A 14,800-nucleotide genomic window follows, 5' to 3' on the forward strand; every position below is an offset into this window, starting at 1 on the left:
TGCCGGGAGCTTCTCTTTTCGCTACAAGGGAAGGCCCATGGACACGGAACTCCAGGACTGGCTGCGCACCCACCCCTACCTCTCACGGATCGCCGACGTCCAGGGGAGGGTCGAGGACGCCGCGGCGCGCGCCGAGGCGGCCCCCCCGCCCGCGCCGGAGCAGTGGGAGGCCTACCGCGCCGAGTACGGACGCGGGGTCGCGCTCCTGCGCGCCGAGCAGGGCCGGCCGGACGTCGCCGCGCACGGCGCCGCCGCGCTCGAGCAGGTGATCGCCGCGCTGGACGCCGCGCCGCTGCCCGACGCCGTCGCGGCCGGCGTGCGCGAGCTGAAGGAGCGCTTTGCCGGCCGGCCCGCGGATCTGCGCGGCGCCGTCGCCTGGGTGCTCGACGGCGAGCACGCCGAGGCGCCGGCGCAGCCGGGCCTCCTCCGCTACCTGGGCTGGAGCGCGCTGCGGCGCGTGCTCGCGCCCACCGTGGCCGCGTTCCAGGCCTGGCGCGACGAGGACGGGTGGATGCACGCGCACTGCCCCACCTGCGCGGCGCGCCCGGTGGTGGCGCAGCTCGTCCCGGCGGCGGCCGGCCGCGAGCGCCGCCTCGCCTGCGGCTGCTGCGGGACGCGCTGGAAGTTCCGCCGCATCGGCTGCCCGTACTGCGGCAACGCCACCGCCGAGAAGATCGACGTCTTCGAGGTGGAGGGTGAGGACGGCCTGCGCCTCGACGTGTGCCAGGGGTGCAACGGGTACCTCAAGACGGTGGCCCGGGAGGGCGCGCCGGACCTGCTGCTCGCCGACTGGACCACGCTCCAGCTCGACGCGCTCGCCCGCGAGCGCGGCTACAAGCGGCTCGGGACGTCGCTGTACGAGCTGTAGGCCGGTCGGACCGCGCCGCGGCGCCGCGCCGGAGGACGGGCGGCCGCGGCGGCGCGGGCCGGGCGCCGCGCCGGGGGTCGCGTCAGATCTTGTTGAGGAACACCGGCAGCCCGCGCTTGTTCGCGTAGATCGGGCGCAGGCGGTCGGTGTTGTACATGCTCGCCACGTCCACCTTGCGGGGCCCGAGCTTCGGGTCGGGGATGGGGACGAGGTCGTAGCGCCCGTCGACCAGCGCCGACATGAGGCCGCTCTTGCCCTCCAGCACCGCGTCGAACGCCATGGTGCCGAAGGTGTACGCGATGAGCTTGTCGATGAAGTCGGGATCGCCCGAGCGCAGGTCGTAGGTCAGGTCGGAGACGATCGTTTCCTCGCCGGTGCGCCGCTTGATCTCGTCGGAGAGCGACTCGCCCACGCTGGCCTTCTTGCGGTGGCCGAACGCGTCGGGGTCGCCGTACTCCTGCACCGCGTAGCCCTCCCACTGCGCGCCCTCGGAGAGCACGATGAGCGCGTAGCCCGAGGGGTTGTCGCGCTTGTCGGTGACCAGCAGGTCCACCACGTGCTCGATCTTCGGCTTGTGCTCGGGGATGAGGCAGCGGATCGAGGTGACGTAGGCGGTGTAGAGCGAGGTGAACCCCGCGTCCCGGCCGAACACCCGGAACACGCCGATGCGCTCGTGCGAGCCGACCGTGGTGCGCTGGCGCTCGATCGCGTCCATGGCGCGGGTGATCGCGGTCGAGAACCCGATGCAGTACTCGGTGTTCCGGACGTCGTTGTCCATGGTCTTCGGGATCGCGATGACCTTGAACCCGAGGTCGTGGAGCCTGGCCGCGTAGGACAGCGTGTCGTCGCCGCCGATGGCGAGCAGGTAGTCGAGCCCGAGCGCCTCCAGGTTGGCGAGCACCTGCTTCGAGACGTCGAAGGTGGTGGTGGCCGTCCCGCCCTTGGTGCTGGTCGAGGTCGGGAACGACGTCCCCTGCAGGTGCGGCGGCAGCTTCTTCATCTTCGCGGGATTCGTCCGCGAGGAGTGGAGGATGGTGCCGCCGGTCCGGTCGATGGTGCGGGTGTTCTCGCGATCGAGCGGCCAGACGTAGCGCGCCTTGCTGGCGGAGTCGGTGAGGTCGAGGTGGGTGAGCCCCTCCCACCCGCGCCGGATGCCCACGACCTCGATGTCGTGCTCGGCGCCGCGGTACACGACGCTCTTGATGACGCTGTTCAGGCCGGGGACGTCGCCGCCGCCGGTGAGGATGCCGACGCGCTTCTTGGTCATGGCCAGCATCCTAGCCGCGCCCGCGCGCCCGCGCCCGAAACCGGAGCGTGACGCCCGGTGACCGGGCGGGGCCGGGGTCACGCGTGCGGCAGCTTGCCGCCGGGGCCGGGCGGGACGAGGATGCGCCGCATGGCCGATCCGCTCCGCCCCGAGACCCTCGCCCTCCACGCCGACGCCGGCCTCGAGCCGTCCCCCGACGTCGCCCCGCCCATCCACCTCTCCACCACCTTCGACGCGGACAACCCGGAGGGCCTCGTCTACTCGCGCGACGAGCAGCCGACGCGCCGCCGCCTGGAGGCGGTGCTCGGCGCGCTGGAGGGGGGCGGCACCGCGGTGGTGTACGCCTCCGGTCTCGCGGCGGTCACGGCGGCCCTGCTCCACCTGCAGCCCCGGCGCGTGGCCATCGCCCGCGGCGGGTACCACGGCACGCACGCCGCCATCGACGCGCTGGCGCGGCTCGGGGTGGAGAAGGTCCCGCTCGACGCGCCGGTGGGCAAGGGCGACCTCGTCTGGCTGGAGACCCCGCGCAATCCGACCTGCGAGGTGCAGGACGTCGCGGCGCACGCGGCGCGCGCCCGCGCGGCCGGGGCGCTGCTGGTGGTGGACGGGACGTTCGCGACGCCGGCGCTGCAGCAGCCGCTCGCGCTCGGCGCCGACCTGGTGATGCACTCGCTCACCAAGTTCCTCTCCGGCCACTCCGACGCGCTGGGCGGCGTGCTGGTGGCCCGCGATCCGGCGCTGGGCGCCGCGCTGCGCCGCGGGCGCACGGTCGGCGGCGCGGTGCTGGGCGCGCTCGAGACCTGGCTCGTCCTGCGCGGCGTGCGCACGCTGGGCGTCCGGGTCCGGGCGCAGTCCGCGACCGCCACGCGCCTGGCCGAGTTCCTCGCGCCGCGGGTGGCGCGCGTGTGGCACCCCTCGCGCCCGGACTTCCCGGGCCGGGAGCTGGCCGCCCGCCAGATGCGTGGGCCCGGGCCCATGCTCGCGTTCGAGCTCGGCAGCGAGGCCGAGGCGCGGGCGCTCCCCGGCAAGCTCCGGCTGTTCCGGGACGCGACCTCGCTCGGCGGCGTCGAGTCGCTCGTCGAGTGGCGACGCAAGGTGGACCCCGAGGCGCCGCCGGCGCTGCTGCGCGTCTCGGCCGGCCTCGAGGATCCCGAGGACCTCGTCGCGGACCTCGAGCAGGGGCTCCGCGCCGTGGCCGCCGGATAGGGCGCCTGGCCGGCGGTCCCCGGCGGTGCCGGGCCGCGCGTCCGGGGCCATGCTTCAGCGAGGCCATGCGGCGCCGCACCGCCAGACGCCTCGCCGTCGCGCTCGGGATCCTGCTCGTCCTCGGGATCGCGGCCCGGCTCGCGCTCGGTCCGATCGCCACCTGGCGGACGCGCAAGGTCCTGGCCGGCCTGGAGGGCATGCGCGGGACGTTCTCCGACGTGGAGATCCGGCTGCTCTCGCTGTCCTACGTCATCCACGACCTGCGCATCGTGAAGGTGGGCGCGGGCGGCGCGGCGCTGCCGTACCTGGAGGCCGAGCGCGTGGAGCTGGGCTTGTACGGCAAGGAGCTGCTGCACGGGAACGTGGTGGCAGGCGTCGAGCTGCGCCGGCCCAAGCTGAACCTGCTGGTCGGGAAGGCGCGCGAGCGCACGCAGGCGGCGAAGGAGGCGTCGGAGGCGGGGCGCGGCCTGGAGCGGCTGGCGCCGTTCCGGATCGATCGGGCCGAGGTGAAGGACGGCGAGCTGCTCTGGGTGGACGGCCGCGAGAAGGAGAAGCCGCGGCTGTGGTTCCACGGCATCGAGGCCACGCTCGAGAACTTCGCCACCCGCGCCGCGCTGGCGCGCCGGGAGCCCACCGTGCTCGCCGCGCGCGCCACCCTGCAGCGCTCCGGCACCGTGTCGGTGTTCGCGACCGCGGACCCGCTCGCGAAGCAGCTCACCTTCGCCGGGCAGGGCACGGTCACCGGGCTGCGGCTCGCGGAGCTGGGCGAGCTGCTCGACGCGAAGACCGACCTCGTGCCGGAGAAGGGGACGCTCGACCTGTACGTGCGCTTCCGCGCCGAGGACGGCCGGCTCTCCGGCGGCGTGCGCCCGCTGGTGAAGGACGCCGAGCTGAAGGCCGGCGCGTCGGATCTCGGCACGCGGCTGAAGGCCATGCTCGCCGACGCGTCCCTGCACCTGTTCTCGGACGAGCGCGGCGGCAAGGAGGTCGTCGCGACCACCATCCCGATCGAGGGGAGCGTGCGAGGGCCGCAGGTGCAGGCGGTGCCGACCATCCTCGGCGTGCTGCGGAACGCGTTCGTCCGCGGGCTGGCCGGCGGCCTCTCCGGCCTGCCGCCGCCGAAGGCGAAGGAGAAGCAGGGCACGCTGGAGCAGGCGCGGCGGGCGCTGTCGCCGGGGCACGGGCCGCCGCGGGCGCAGCCGCGGAAGGGCGAGAAGCGATGAGGGCCTGGCGCGCGCTCGCGCTGGCGGCGGCCCTGGGCTGCGCGACCGGCGGCAGGAGGGAGCCGGTGCGCCCGTCGCCGACCGGGGGCGCGGCCGAGGCGCCGGACCGGCCCGAGGAGCTCGGCGTCCCCCCGCGCGGCGAGCGCCCGCGCGTGCCGTCGTCGCCGGAGGCGCTGCTCGCCCCGGGCGCGGTCGGCGAGATCCAGGACGCGCTGCGCGACCGCGGCTACCTCGGCGCGCACCGCCGCGGCGAGCTCGACCGCGCCACCAGCGCCGCGCTGCGCCGCTTCCAGGAGGCCCAGGGGCTGGCCGCCACGGGCGCGCCGGATCGCGAGACGCTGCGGCGGCTCCACGTCGATCCCGCAAGGGCGTACGGGCGCGACGAGGGCCCCGGCGGCGGCTCGTGACGGGGCCCCCGCCGCGCGGCGCCGCTGGTACAGTCGGCGCGTGCGGTACTGCGAGGGACGGCCGGAGTCGGGCGCGCGCCCGCTGACGCCCGGCGAGCGGACCTGGGCGGCGGCGCTGCGCCGACGGCTGGCGCTCCGCGCGGTGCTGGCCGCGCTGGCGGGTCCGCTCGCGCTCGCGACCGTGCCGCTCGCACCGTGGTTCGCGCGGCACGTGATGCGCCTCGGCGAGCGCATGGCCTACGCCGCCGGCACCGGGTGGATGGGGCTGGTGCTGCTGCTCGGCGTGCCCGCGGCCGTGCTGCTGGTGCGCGACGGCCTCCGCGCCTGGCGGACGCTGGCCCGCGATCTCGACGAAGGGCTCGCGGTGCGCTTCGGCGAGGGCGCCGGCGCGCTCGAGCTGCTGCCCCGCAGCGGCCGGGTGCTGCCCGGCGGCGCGCGGGGCAGGGCGCGGCGCGTGGCGGTGGGCGAGGCCGCGGCGCTCCCGGCGGACCCGGTCACCTGGGCGCTGCCGGTGTCGGACGTGCCCGAGGCGCTGCAGGGCGGCGGCTGGGTGAAGCGCGCCCTCACGCCGGAGGAGAAGGACGAGATCGCCGCGTTCGCCGCCCGGGTGGCGCGCTTCCCATGGGCGCTCGCGATCCTCACGCTGGCGCTGCTCGCGGCGGCGGCCGGCCGGGCGGGCGCGCACGCGGCCGCGCCGGCCACGGCCGCGCTGTGGGTGCTCGCGGCGGGGCTGGGCTGGTGGCGGGTGGCGAGCGCGCGCGCCATGGCGGCGCGGCTGCGCGCCGACGTGCGCGAGGGCTGGGTGATGCGCGCCACCGCGGGCGCGGCCGCCGGCGACGAGATGCTGCCGGACTCGCGCGCGGCCTGGGCGCGCGCGGGCGCCCCGGCGCCGTGGCGGCTGCGGCGCCGGGCGTGAGGCCTCGAAGAGGGGCGACGCGTCGACCTCGGCCCGCTCATCCCGGGCGTCGCGCGGCCTCGGCCGCGCGGAGTCGAGCGGCGCGGCGATCGATCCCTCAGAGCGCGTGAATCCATCCCCGGACCGAGCCAGGCGGTCGAGACGCGAGCAGCGCGAGGCGCGACGACCGAGCATGCCCCGAGGCATGTGCAGGGAGGAGCAACGAAGCGATGCGACGCGGATCGGCCGCCGCGGCGACGGGAGGGGATGGGTTCACGCTCTCTCAGGGCTCCACGTCGCGCGCCGCCGCCCACCTGTGCTCGGGCGGGCGGTACGCGGCGAGCTTGTCGAGGAGCTCCGCCGGATCGCGCGCCACCTGAAGCATGGCGCGGTACTCGGGCCGCATGAAGCCCTCCTTCACCGCGTGGTCCGCCATCGCCAGCAGCGGCGCGAAGTAGCCGGACACGTCCAGGACGCCGAGCGGCTTGCGGTGGATGCCGAGCTGCGCCCAGGTCCAGATCTCGAACAGCTCCTCGTAGGTGCCGGCCCCACCCGGCAGCGCCACGAACGCGTCGGTCAGCTTCGCCATGAGCGCCTTGCGCTCGTGCATGGTCTCGACCACGTGCTGCGCGGTGAGGCGCTGGTGCGCCACCTCGCGCTCGACCAGCGTGCGGGGGATGACGCCCACCACCTCTCCGCCGGCGGCGAGCGCGGCGTCGGCGGCGAGGCCCATCAGGCCCACCCGCCCGCCGCCGAACACCATCCCGATGCCGCGCCGGCCGAGCAGGGCGCCGGTGTCGCGGGCGGCGGCCGCGTACTCGGGCCGGACACCGCTGGAAGAGCCGCAGAAGATGCAGATCCGCATGGAGGGGAGCGCTCCGGGAGTGTGGAGGGCGTCGGTATAGCGCATCGGGCGGACGCCCGCCGCAGGGAGACGCGAGCCGGCCGTCCGTGACGCGGCCGCGGCCGCCGCGCGAGGGCGTTCCGCCGCGCCGGCTTCCTGCTAGGCTTCGCGCGCACGGAGCCCGCCCGCACGGTGCGGGGACCGCATCCGCGAACCTTCGCAACGGGAGCACGCATGTCCGCCGATCTCGGAACCCTCGAGCCCAGGGCCCTCTGGAGCTACTTCCTCGACCTCTCGCGGATCCCGCGCAGCTCGAAGAACGAGGCGGCGGCCGCCGCCTGGGTCGCCGGGGAGGCGACCCGGCTCGGCTGCGAGGTGGAGCGCGACGCCATCGGGAACGTGCTGGTCCGCAAGCGCGCCTCGCCGGGTCGCGAGGGCCGGCCGGCCCTGGCGCTGCAGGGCCACCTCGACATGGTGTGCGAGAAGAACGAGGGCACGCCGCACGACTTCGAGAAGGATCCGATCCAGGTGTGGCGCGACGGCGAGGTCCTGCGCGCGCGGGGCACCACGCTCGGCGCCGACAACGGCGTGGGCGTGGCCGCGGCGCTGGCGGTGCTGGCCTCGCGCGACCTCGCCCACCCCGCCATCGAGGCGCTGTTCACGGTGGACGAGGAGACCGGCCTCACCGGCGCGAACAACCTGAAGGCCGGCTGGCTGCGCGCGCCGCGCCTGCTCAACCTCGACAGCGAGGAGGAGGGCGAGCTGACCATCGGCTGCGCCGGGGGCGTGGACACCGTCGCGTCGCGCGCGCTCGCCGTCGCGCCGGCGCCGGAAGGCCGGACCGCGCTGCGGCTGCGGGTGATGGGCCTGAAGGGCGGCCACTCCGGCGTGGACATCGCGGCCGGCCGCGGGAACGCGGTCCGCCTGCTGGGGCAGGTGCTCGAGGCGCTGGTCGCGAGGCACGGCCTCGAGGTCGCCGCGCTGAAGGGCGGCAACAAGCGGAACGCCATCCCGCGCGAGGCCTCGGCGGTGGTGCGGGTCGAGCCGGCCCGCGAGGCGGCGCTCCGCGCGGACGTGGCGGCGCTGGCGCAGGACTGGAAGGCAGCGCTGGGCGCGTTCGATCCCGGCCTCACGATCGTCCTCGAGCCCGGCGCGGCGACGCAGGTGATCGCGGCCGCCGACGCGCGCGCGGTGATCGGGCTGCTCGTGGCGGGGCCGCACGGCGTGGAGGCGATGAGCCCGGACATCCCGGGGCTGGTGCAGACCTCCACGAACCTCGCCATCGTGGACGCGGACGCGACGACGGGGCGGGCCGAGGTCTGCTTCCTCACGCGCAGCGCCATCGACGCCTCCAAGCGCGCGCTGGCGGCCCGGATCGCCGCCATCGCGGCGCTGGCCGGGTTCGAGGCCCGGCACTCCGGCGGCTACCCCGGCTGGAAGCCGGAGCCGGGGTCCGGGATGGTGAAGCTGGTGAACGGGGTCCACCAGGCGCTGTTCGGGAAGCCGATGCTGGTGAAGGCCATCCACGCCGGCCTGGAGTGCGGCCTCATCGGCGAGAAGTACCCGGGCATGGAGATGGCCTCCATCGGCCCGAGCATGTGGGACGCGCACACGCCGGACGAGCGGGTCTCGATCGCGTCGGTGGCGGCGTTCTGGCGCCTGCTCACCGCGATCCTGGAGCAGGCGTAGCCGGCGCGGCCCGCGGCGGCGCGGCGGGGGCCTCCAGCTCCGCCAGCGCCGCCGCGATCCGGCCGCGCACCTCCTCGCGGAGCGCATCCACGTCGGCCGGCGTCCGGCCCACGGTCGGCACCGGCGGCAGGATCCGCACCTGGATGGTGGCGGGCCGGATGGCCGCGCGGTCCGGCGGCATGGCGCGCCAGGCGCCGGAGATCGCCACCGGCACGATGGGCACGCCCAGGTCCACGGCCAGGCGGAACGGTCCGGCGTGGAACGGCTGGAGCAGGCCGTCGCGGGTGCGGTGCCCCTCGGCGAACAGGCCCACCGGCACCCCCGCCTCCAGCCAGCGCCGCATCGCCGCCAGCGCCGCCGCGCCGCTGGCGCGATCGCCGCGCTTCACCGGCACGTAGCCGGCGAGGTGGAACGCCCAGCCGAGCCAGGGCAGCCGGAATGCCTCCACCTTGCCGAGCCACTTCATGTTGCGGGGCAGGCACGCGACCGCGATCGCGTCCACGATGGACTGGTGGTTCGGCACGACCACGAACGTGGCGGGCGGCGGCGGGAGCGACCCCTCGATGCGCGCCGGCCAGAGCGGCGCGTGGCGCAGCAGCACCTCGCCCAGCCAGCGGAGCAGCTCGCTCACCGCCATCCGCCGCCGGTCGAACGGCGCGGTGAGCAGGAACAGGCCGAGCGCGAGCGGGAAGGACACGGCCACCACCGCCCCGGCGAGCGCGTAGGTGAGGGCGGTGGCGAGCAGGCGGCGCACGGGAACAGGGTAGCGGGCCGGGCGCCCGCCGGCCACGCTGCGCCCCGAGGTGCTGTCAGGGCGGCGGGGTAGGGTGCGCGCCCCATGTCCCAGGCCCGCTTCATCGCCTTCTCCGACGGCTCGGCGCTCGTGAACCCCGGCGGCCCGGGCGGCACCGGCTTCGTGGTGCTCGACCGCGCCCGCCCGGCCTACCGGTTCGGCGGCACGCGCTGGGTCGAGGACGGGCCGAACGCCGTCACCAACAACCGCATGGAGCTGCGGGCGGTGCTGGAGGCGCTGGAGGGGCTCCCGGGCGGCGAGCAGGTCGAGGTGATCTCCGACTCGCGCTACGTGGTGGACGCGCTCTCCCGGTGGATCCACGGCTGGCGCAAGAAGGGCTGGCGCACCGCGAGCGGCGAGCCGGTGCTGAACCGGGACCTCATCGAGGCGCTCGACGCGCGCGCCAGCGCGCTGACCGTCCGCTACACCTGGGTGCGCGGGCACGACGGGCACGCGGTGAACGAGGTGGTGGACCAGCTCGCGCAGGCGGCCGCGCGCGGCGTGGCCGGTCCGGGCGAGGCCGAGGTCGTGGCGGCGCTGCGGGCGGAGGCGTTCCTGGCCGGCGGCTCGGCGGCGCCCCGCTCCTCGCGCGCCTGACCGTGCACCGGACGCGGGCGGCGCGGCCGAGGCTCCCGCCGCGGCGCGGGCGGCCGCATCGTGTGGCGGAGATGCCGCCGCTGACCCGCCGGGACTTCCTCCGCGCCGCGCTCGCCGCGACCGTGCTCCCGGCCGCCGGCTGCGGCGGGGGCGCGCGCATGGGCGACGGGCGGGGAGGGGGCGCGGACGAGGTCCCGCGGCGGGCGCTGGGCCGCACCGGCGAGACGGTGTCGATCGTCGGGCTGGGCGGCTTCCACCTGGCGGTGCCGGCCTCCGAGCAGGAGAGCCTCCGCATCCTCCGCACCGCGGTGGACGGCGGCATCACGTTCCTCGACAACTGCTGGGACTACCACGACGGCGAGAGCGAGCGCCGGATGGGCAAGGCGCTCCGCGACGGCTACCGCGACCGCGTGTTCCTGATGACGAAGGTGGACGGGCGGACGAAGGCGTCGGCGACGCAGCAGCTCGAGGAGTCGCTCCGCCGGCTCGAGACCGATCACGTGGACCTGCTGCAGCTCCACGAGGTGATCCGCGACGACGACCCGGGCCGGACGTTCGCGCCCGGGGGCGCCGCCGAGGCGCTGCTGGAGGCGCGCCGGGCCGGGAAGGCGCGCTTCCTCGGCTTCACCGGCCACAAGTCGCCCGACATCCACCTCGCCATGCTCGCGGCCGCCGGGGCGCACGGCTTCCGCTTCGACACCGTGCAGATGCCGCTCAACGTGCTCGACGCCCACTTCCGCAGCTTCGAGCACCGCGTGCTGCCGGCGCTCCTGGAGCAGGGCATCGCGCCGCTCGGCATGAAGCCGATGGCGGACGCGCGCATCGTCCAGCGGAACATCGCCTCGGCCGAGGAGTGCCTGCGCTACGCCATGAGCCTGCCGGTCGCGACCGTGATCACCGGCTGCGACGCGCTCGAGCGCGTGGAGCAGGCGCTGCGGGTCGCGCGGGGCTTCCGGCCGCTCGCCGAGGCGGACGTGAGCGCGCTCCTCGCCCGCACCGCGCCGGCGGCCGCGAGCGGCGCGGACGAGCGGTACAAGACGACCGACGGGTACGACGCCACCACCCACAACCCGAGCTGGCTGGGGTGAGGCCGGGCCGGGCTACCCGGCGTCGGAGCCGGGCTCGTCCGCGTCCTCCTCCTCGAGGTCCGGCCCGCGCGGCAGCTTCTCCATCTTCTCGCGCACCAGCCGCTGGTGCTTCAGCTCCTCGCCCTGCAGCTCGGTGAAGAGCTTGCGCACCTCGGGATCGCGCACCTGCTCGAGCGCGGCCGTGAAGAAGTCGTACGCCTTCTCCTCGGAGGCGAGCGCCACCTCCATGGCCTGGCGCGCCGACATGAACACGCGCGGCGCGGTGACGTCGGGCGCCTCGACGTCCTCGACGGCGTCCGGGGAGACGTGCGCCGGCGCGGCGCCGAACAGCTTCGCGCGCCGCTCGGCCAGCTCGGTGCGGTGCCGGGCCTCGTAGCTCGCCATCATGCGGAACATGTCGGACGCGTCGCCGGCGTACCGGCCGCCCACCAGCTTCGTGAACTCCTCGTACCGGCCCTGCGCCTCCTGCTCGATGCCGATGGCGAGGTCGAGCGCGTCCTGCAGGCTCAGGCTGGAATAGTCGATGGTCGTGGTCACGTGCCCCCTCCTGTCTCCGGTGGATCGCGGACGGGGAGCACCTAACGGCGGGCCGGGCGGGTTGCGACGGCCGCCGCGGCCTCCTCTCGGGGGCCAGCGCAGGAGGGCGGCGGCCGGACGCGGACCGTCAGTAAACCGAGAGCAGCTCCACCTCGAACACCAGCGTGGCGCCGGGCGGGATCTCCGGGGGCGCGCCGCGCGCCCCGTAGGCCAGCTCCGGCGGCAGCGTCAGCTTCCGCTTCCCGCCGACCTTCATCCCGGCGACGCCGCGGTCCCAGCCCTCGATCACCTCGCCGGCGCCGAGCCGGAAGGAGAACGGGCTGCCGCCCACCGACGAGTCGAACTGCTTCCCGTCGAGGAGCCAGCCCGTGTAGTGGACCTCGACCGTCTTGCCCCGGACCGCCTCCGGGCCCTTCCCCTTCACCAGCTCCTCGATCTTCGGCTTGGCCATGCGCGTGCGCTCCTCGACGGGTGTGGCGCGTAGGGTAGCCGCGCGCGGCCCGGCGCGCCACGCGGGGACGCCGGGCGGCGGGCAGCCGTCGCGAGTCAGCGGATGGCGAAGGTGACGCTCACCGTCGCGGCCACCTCGACCTCGCCCGCGGCCACCGGCGCGGCCTCCGCCTTCATGGACATCACGCGCGCGTCGCGCATCACCGGGAACGGGCGGACCTCGCCGCCCTCGGAGACGGTCAGCACCTCGCCCAGCGTCACGCCGGCGGCGCGGGCGATGGCCTCGGCCTTGAAGCGCGCGGTGGCGCAGGCGGCGGCGAGCGCGCGGGCCTGCTCCGGCGTGGGATCCTCCTTCTCGAACGCGAGCGACCGCAGCGTGTTCGTGCCGACCGCGAGCACGCGCTCGATGACCGTGCCGAGGGCGGCGAGGTCGCGGACCTTCACGCGCAGCTCGTCCGTCACCGTGTAGCCGGTGATGGGCCCGGGGCCGCCGCCCTTCACGTTCCAGTCGCGGTCCACCGAGACGTCGTGGCGCGCGGTCTGCACGTCCTTCTCGGCGACGCCGGCGCGGGCCAGGGCGTCGAGGATGCGGCGGAGCTGGGCGTCGGTGTCGGCGGTGACGCGCCGGAGGTCCTTGCCGGTGGCGGTGACGCCGGCGAACAGCACCGCGACGTCCGGGCGCACCGACACGTGCCCCTCGCCCGAGACGGCGATGACGCGCGGCGCCGGGGCGGGCGCGGGCGCCGGGCCGGCCGGGACGGGCTGGGCGCCCGGCGCGGTGGGGGCGAGGGCGAGGGCGGTGGCGAGGGCCAGGGTGCGGAACATGGTGCGACCTCCGGTGCGGGTTCGGCGGTAGGAACGCCCGGGGGCCGGATCCGATCTAGACCCCGACGGGGTCAAGGCCGGCCGCGCATCCGCGGGTGACGCCCGCCGGCGAGGACCGTAGAATCCCCGACCCTTGGAAGCCCTCCTCGACCCCTCGAAGCCGCTGCACTGGATCGTCGCCGCGGTGCTGCTCGTCTCCGGCCTGGTCTGCGCCTGGATCGGCGTGCGCGACGGGTTCGTGCGCCGGCGCATGCCGACCAGCGGCGGCCTGCTCACCGGCGGGAAGGCGCTCGCCGCCGGCGTTCTGTACGTCGCGACCGGCCTGGCCGGCGTGGTGGGGGCGCTCCTGTTCGCGCTCCGGCGGTGAGCCGCGGCCCGCCGCCCGCACGCAACGTGGCGGATCGACGCAACCATCCGGGTCGTGTATCGTGCACGGTCCAGCCCCGTTGGGGGCTCGATCACAGCGGACGGCGGGACGGCCGCGGCGCGACGGGCGCCGGCGATCGGGGACGCGTCGTCCGCAGCGCGCGGAAGGAACGCGGATGATCCAGATCTACGACACCACGCTGCGGGACGGCACCCAGCGCGAGGGCATCTCGCTCTCCTGCGAGGACAAGCTCCGGATCGCGCGCCGGCTCGACGAGCTCGGGGTGACGTTCATCGAGGGCGGGTGGCCCGGATCGAACCCCAAGGACGCCGAGTTCTTCGAGCGCGCCCGCGACCTGCCCTGGAAGCACGCGAAGATCGCCGCGTTCGGCTCGACCTGCCGCGTGGGCGGCGGGCCCGAGGACGACGCGAACATCCGCGCGCTCCTCGACGCCGGCACGCCCGCCTGCACGGTGGTGGGCAAGACCTGGACGCTGCACGTCACCGAGGTGCTGCGCACCACCTTCGACGAGAACCTCCGCATCATCGAGAAGAGCCTCGCGTACCTGCGCGCGCAGGGGCGGCGGGTGATCTACGACGCCGAGCACTTCTTCGACGGCTGGCGCGCCGACCCGGGCTACGCGCTCGAGACGCTCCGGGCGGCGGTGCGCGGCGGCGCCGAGACGCTGGTGCTCTGCGACACGAACGGCGGCTCGCTGCCCTGGCAGATCGGCGAGACGGTCGCGAAGGTGCAGGCCGCGCTCGGCCACCCGCTCGGCGTCCACTGCCACAATGACTCCGAGTGCGCGGTGGCGAACTCGCTCGCGGCGGTGCACGCCGGGGCGGTGCAGGTGCAGGGCACCGTCAACGGCTACGGCGAGCGCTGCGGCAACGCGAACCTCTGCTCGATCATCCCCGCCCTGGAGCTGAAGCTGGACGTGCGCTGCCTCCCCGACGGCAAGCTCTCCGAGCTGTACGAGGTCGCGCACTTCGTGGCCGAGGTGGCGAACCTCGCGCCGGACGAGCACCTCGCCTACGTGGGCCGGTCCGCGTTCGCGCACAAGGGCGGCATCCACGTCGCGGCGATGCGGCGCAGCGCCACCAGCTACCAGCACGTGGACCCGGAGCGGGTCGGCAACACGATGCGCGTGGTGGTGAGCGAGCTGTCCGGCCGCGGGAACCTGCTCTCCAAGGCGGAGGAGTACGGCATCGCGCCGGACTCGATCGCCGACGTGGGCGCGGTGCTGAACGAGATCAAGGCGCTCGAGGCGAGGGGCTTCGCGTTCGAGGCGGCCGAGGCCTCGGTGGCGATGCTGATGCGCCGCCAGCAGCCGGGCCACCGCGCGCCGTTCGAGCTGGTGGACTTCCTCGTCAACGTGGAGCACCGCACCGGCCGCGGCATCTTCTCGGAGGCCATGGTGAAGGTGCGGGTCGGCGAGGAGGTGCTGCACACCGCCGCCGAGGGCGACGGCCCGGTGGACGCGCTCACCGCGGCGCTGCAGAAGGCGCTGGCGGGGCACTACCCGCAGGTCAAGGAGCTGCACCTGTCGGACTACAAGGTCCGCATCCTCGACGGGCAGCACGGCACCGCGGCGGTCACGCGGGTGCTCATCGACATGCAGAAGGGGCCGCGGCGCTGGAGCACGGTGGGCGCGAGCCAGAACATCATCGAGGCGAGCTGGATCGCGCTGGTGGACGCGGTCGAGTACGGGCTCGCCCTCGCCTAGACCTCACACCAGGAACCC

Annotated in this window: 16 protein-coding genes; 10 read left to right on the forward strand and 6 right to left on the reverse strand. The window is 75.5% G+C overall.

Annotated elements, in window-relative coordinates; genetic code table 11:
* Positions 1-37 precede the first annotated feature (37 nt).
* Positions 38-868, forward strand: coding sequence for a formate dehydrogenase accessory protein FdhE (locus A2CP1_RS09390; RefSeq protein WP_012633131.1), 831 nt, complete (start codon positions 38-40; stop codon positions 866-868).
* A gap of 82 nt (positions 869-950) precedes the next feature.
* Here the strand turns inward: A2CP1_RS09390 and A2CP1_RS09395 are convergent, their stop codons facing one another.
* Entirely contained in the window at positions 951-2,135 is a 1,185-nt protein-coding gene (locus tag A2CP1_RS09395; RefSeq protein ID WP_012525837.1) for a 6-phosphofructokinase, read from the reverse strand.
* Positions 2,136-2,264: 129 nt separating this feature from the next.
* Here A2CP1_RS09395 and A2CP1_RS09400 point away from each other — a divergent pair, with 129 nt between their 5' ends.
* From A2CP1_RS09400 to A2CP1_RS09415, 4 genes are all read left to right on the forward strand, one after another.
* Entirely contained in the window at positions 2,265-3,341 is a 1,077-nt protein-coding gene (locus A2CP1_RS09400) for a trans-sulfuration enzyme family protein (RefSeq protein ID WP_012633132.1), read from the forward strand.
* A gap of 65 nt (positions 3,342-3,406) precedes the next feature.
* On the forward strand, positions 3,407-4,564 hold the full coding sequence (locus A2CP1_RS09405; protein WP_012633133.1) for a DUF748 domain-containing protein: 1,158 nt from the start codon (positions 3,407-3,409) through the stop codon (positions 4,562-4,564).
* Positions 4,561-4,971, forward strand: coding sequence for a peptidoglycan-binding domain-containing protein (locus A2CP1_RS09410; RefSeq protein WP_012633134.1), 411 nt, complete (start codon positions 4,561-4,563; stop codon positions 4,969-4,971). Before A2CP1_RS09405 ends, A2CP1_RS09410 begins: the two co-directional genes overlap by 4 nt.
* Positions 4,972-5,011: 40 nt before the next feature.
* A complete protein-coding gene (locus A2CP1_RS09415) occupies positions 5,012-5,887 on the forward strand; it encodes a hypothetical protein (RefSeq protein WP_012633135.1) in 876 nt (291 codons plus the stop codon).
* A 262-nt stretch (positions 5,888-6,149) separates the two neighbouring features.
* On the opposite strand, the gene A2CP1_RS09420 is transcribed toward A2CP1_RS09415, so the two are convergent.
* Entirely contained in the window at positions 6,150-6,731 is a 582-nt protein-coding gene (locus A2CP1_RS09420; protein WP_041450488.1) for an LOG family protein, read from the reverse strand.
* A gap of 213 nt (positions 6,732-6,944) precedes the next feature.
* Between A2CP1_RS09420 and pepD the strand changes: the two genes are divergently transcribed.
* Positions 6,945-8,399 carry a beta-Ala-His dipeptidase gene (pepD, locus tag A2CP1_RS09425; protein WP_012633137.1) on the forward strand — a complete coding sequence of 485 codons (1,455 nt, stop codon included), beginning with the start codon at positions 6,945-6,947 and terminating at the stop codon, positions 8,397-8,399.
* Here the strand turns inward: pepD and A2CP1_RS09430 are convergent.
* Entirely contained in the window at positions 8,374-9,153 is a 780-nt protein-coding gene (locus tag A2CP1_RS09430; RefSeq protein WP_245530026.1) for a lysophospholipid acyltransferase family protein, read from the reverse strand. The two genes, pepD and A2CP1_RS09430, sit on opposite strands and share 26 nt — an antisense overlap.
* Before the next feature lie 84 nt (positions 9,154-9,237).
* Between A2CP1_RS09430 and A2CP1_RS09435 the strand changes: the two genes are divergently transcribed.
* On the forward strand, positions 9,238-9,789 hold the full coding sequence (locus A2CP1_RS09435) for a ribonuclease H family protein (protein ID WP_012633139.1): 552 nt from the start codon (positions 9,238-9,240) through the stop codon (positions 9,787-9,789).
* A 71-nt stretch (positions 9,790-9,860) separates the two neighbouring features.
* Complete coding sequence (locus A2CP1_RS09440) at positions 9,861-10,877, forward strand: aldo/keto reductase (RefSeq protein WP_012633140.1); 1,017 nt, start codon at positions 9,861-9,863, stop codon at positions 10,875-10,877.
* A 12-nt stretch (positions 10,878-10,889) separates the two neighbouring features.
* Here A2CP1_RS09440 and A2CP1_RS09445 read toward each other — a convergent pair whose 3' ends face one another.
* The 3 genes from A2CP1_RS09445 to A2CP1_RS09455 all read right to left on the reverse strand — a co-directional run bounded on the left by A2CP1_RS09445 (position 10,890) and on the right by A2CP1_RS09455 (position 12,689).
* Positions 10,890-11,414 carry a ferritin-like domain-containing protein gene (locus tag A2CP1_RS09445; RefSeq protein WP_012633141.1) on the reverse strand — a complete coding sequence of 175 codons (525 nt, stop codon included), beginning with the start codon at positions 11,412-11,414 and terminating at the stop codon, positions 10,890-10,892.
* A gap of 127 nt (positions 11,415-11,541) precedes the next feature.
* Positions 11,542-11,865 (reverse strand): FKBP-type peptidyl-prolyl cis-trans isomerase, encoded by a 324-nt coding sequence (locus tag A2CP1_RS09450; RefSeq protein WP_012525848.1) that lies wholly within the window; start codon positions 11,863-11,865, stop codon positions 11,542-11,544.
* Between the two features lie 95 nt (positions 11,866-11,960).
* On the reverse strand, positions 11,961-12,689 hold the full coding sequence (locus A2CP1_RS09455; protein ID WP_012633142.1) for an SIMPL domain-containing protein: 729 nt from the start codon (positions 12,687-12,689) through the stop codon (positions 11,961-11,963).
* A gap of 133 nt (positions 12,690-12,822) precedes the next feature.
* Here A2CP1_RS09455 and A2CP1_RS09460 point away from each other — a divergent pair, with 133 nt between their 5' ends.
* Together A2CP1_RS09460 and cimA are read left to right on the forward strand one after the other, a co-directional pair.
* A complete protein-coding gene (locus tag A2CP1_RS09460; protein ID WP_012525850.1) occupies positions 12,823-13,056 on the forward strand; it encodes a hypothetical protein in 234 nt (77 codons plus the stop codon).
* A gap of 175 nt (positions 13,057-13,231) precedes the next feature.
* The gene (gene cimA / locus A2CP1_RS09465) at positions 13,232-14,782 is read left to right on the forward strand and encodes a citramalate synthase (RefSeq protein WP_012633143.1); all 1,551 of its coding nucleotides are present in this window, start codon (positions 13,232-13,234) and stop codon (positions 14,780-14,782) included.
* Positions 14,783-14,800: the final 18 nt, after the last annotated feature.

The organism is Anaeromyxobacter dehalogenans 2CP-1 (genome assembly GCF_000022145.1).
GTDB lineage: Bacteria > Myxococcota > Myxococcia > Myxococcales > Anaeromyxobacteraceae > Anaeromyxobacter > Anaeromyxobacter dehalogenans.

Coding starts and splice junctions, on each gene's coding strand:
- A2CP1_RS09390 (WP_012633131.1), top strand. CDS start 38: ATGGACACGGAACTCCAGGACTGGCTGCGCACCCACCCCTACCTCTCA.
- A2CP1_RS09395 (WP_012525837.1), bottom strand. CDS start 2,135: ATGACCAAGAAGCGCGTCGGCATCCTCACCGGCGGCGGCGACGTCCCC.
- A2CP1_RS09400 (WP_012633132.1), top strand. CDS start 2,265: ATGGCCGATCCGCTCCGCCCCGAGACCCTCGCCCTCCACGCCGACGCC.
- A2CP1_RS09405 (WP_012633133.1), top strand. CDS start 3,407: ATGCGGCGCCGCACCGCCAGACGCCTCGCCGTCGCGCTCGGGATCCTG.
- A2CP1_RS09410 (WP_012633134.1), top strand. CDS start 4,561: ATGAGGGCCTGGCGCGCGCTCGCGCTGGCGGCGGCCCTGGGCTGCGCG.
- A2CP1_RS09420 (WP_041450488.1), bottom strand. CDS start 6,731: ATGCGGATCTGCATCTTCTGCGGCTCTTCCAGCGGTGTCCGGCCCGAG.
- pepD (WP_012633137.1), top strand. CDS start 6,945: ATGTCCGCCGATCTCGGAACCCTCGAGCCCAGGGCCCTCTGGAGCTAC.
- A2CP1_RS09435 (WP_012633139.1), top strand. CDS start 9,238: ATGTCCCAGGCCCGCTTCATCGCCTTCTCCGACGGCTCGGCGCTCGTG.
- A2CP1_RS09440 (WP_012633140.1), top strand. CDS start 9,861: ATGCCGCCGCTGACCCGCCGGGACTTCCTCCGCGCCGCGCTCGCCGCG.
- A2CP1_RS09450 (WP_012525848.1), bottom strand. CDS start 11,865: ATGGCCAAGCCGAAGATCGAGGAGCTGGTGAAGGGGAAGGGCCCGGAG.
- A2CP1_RS09455 (WP_012633142.1), bottom strand. CDS start 12,689: ATGTTCCGCACCCTGGCCCTCGCCACCGCCCTCGCCCTCGCCCCCACC.
- cimA (WP_012633143.1), top strand. CDS start 13,232: ATGATCCAGATCTACGACACCACGCTGCGGGACGGCACCCAGCGCGAG.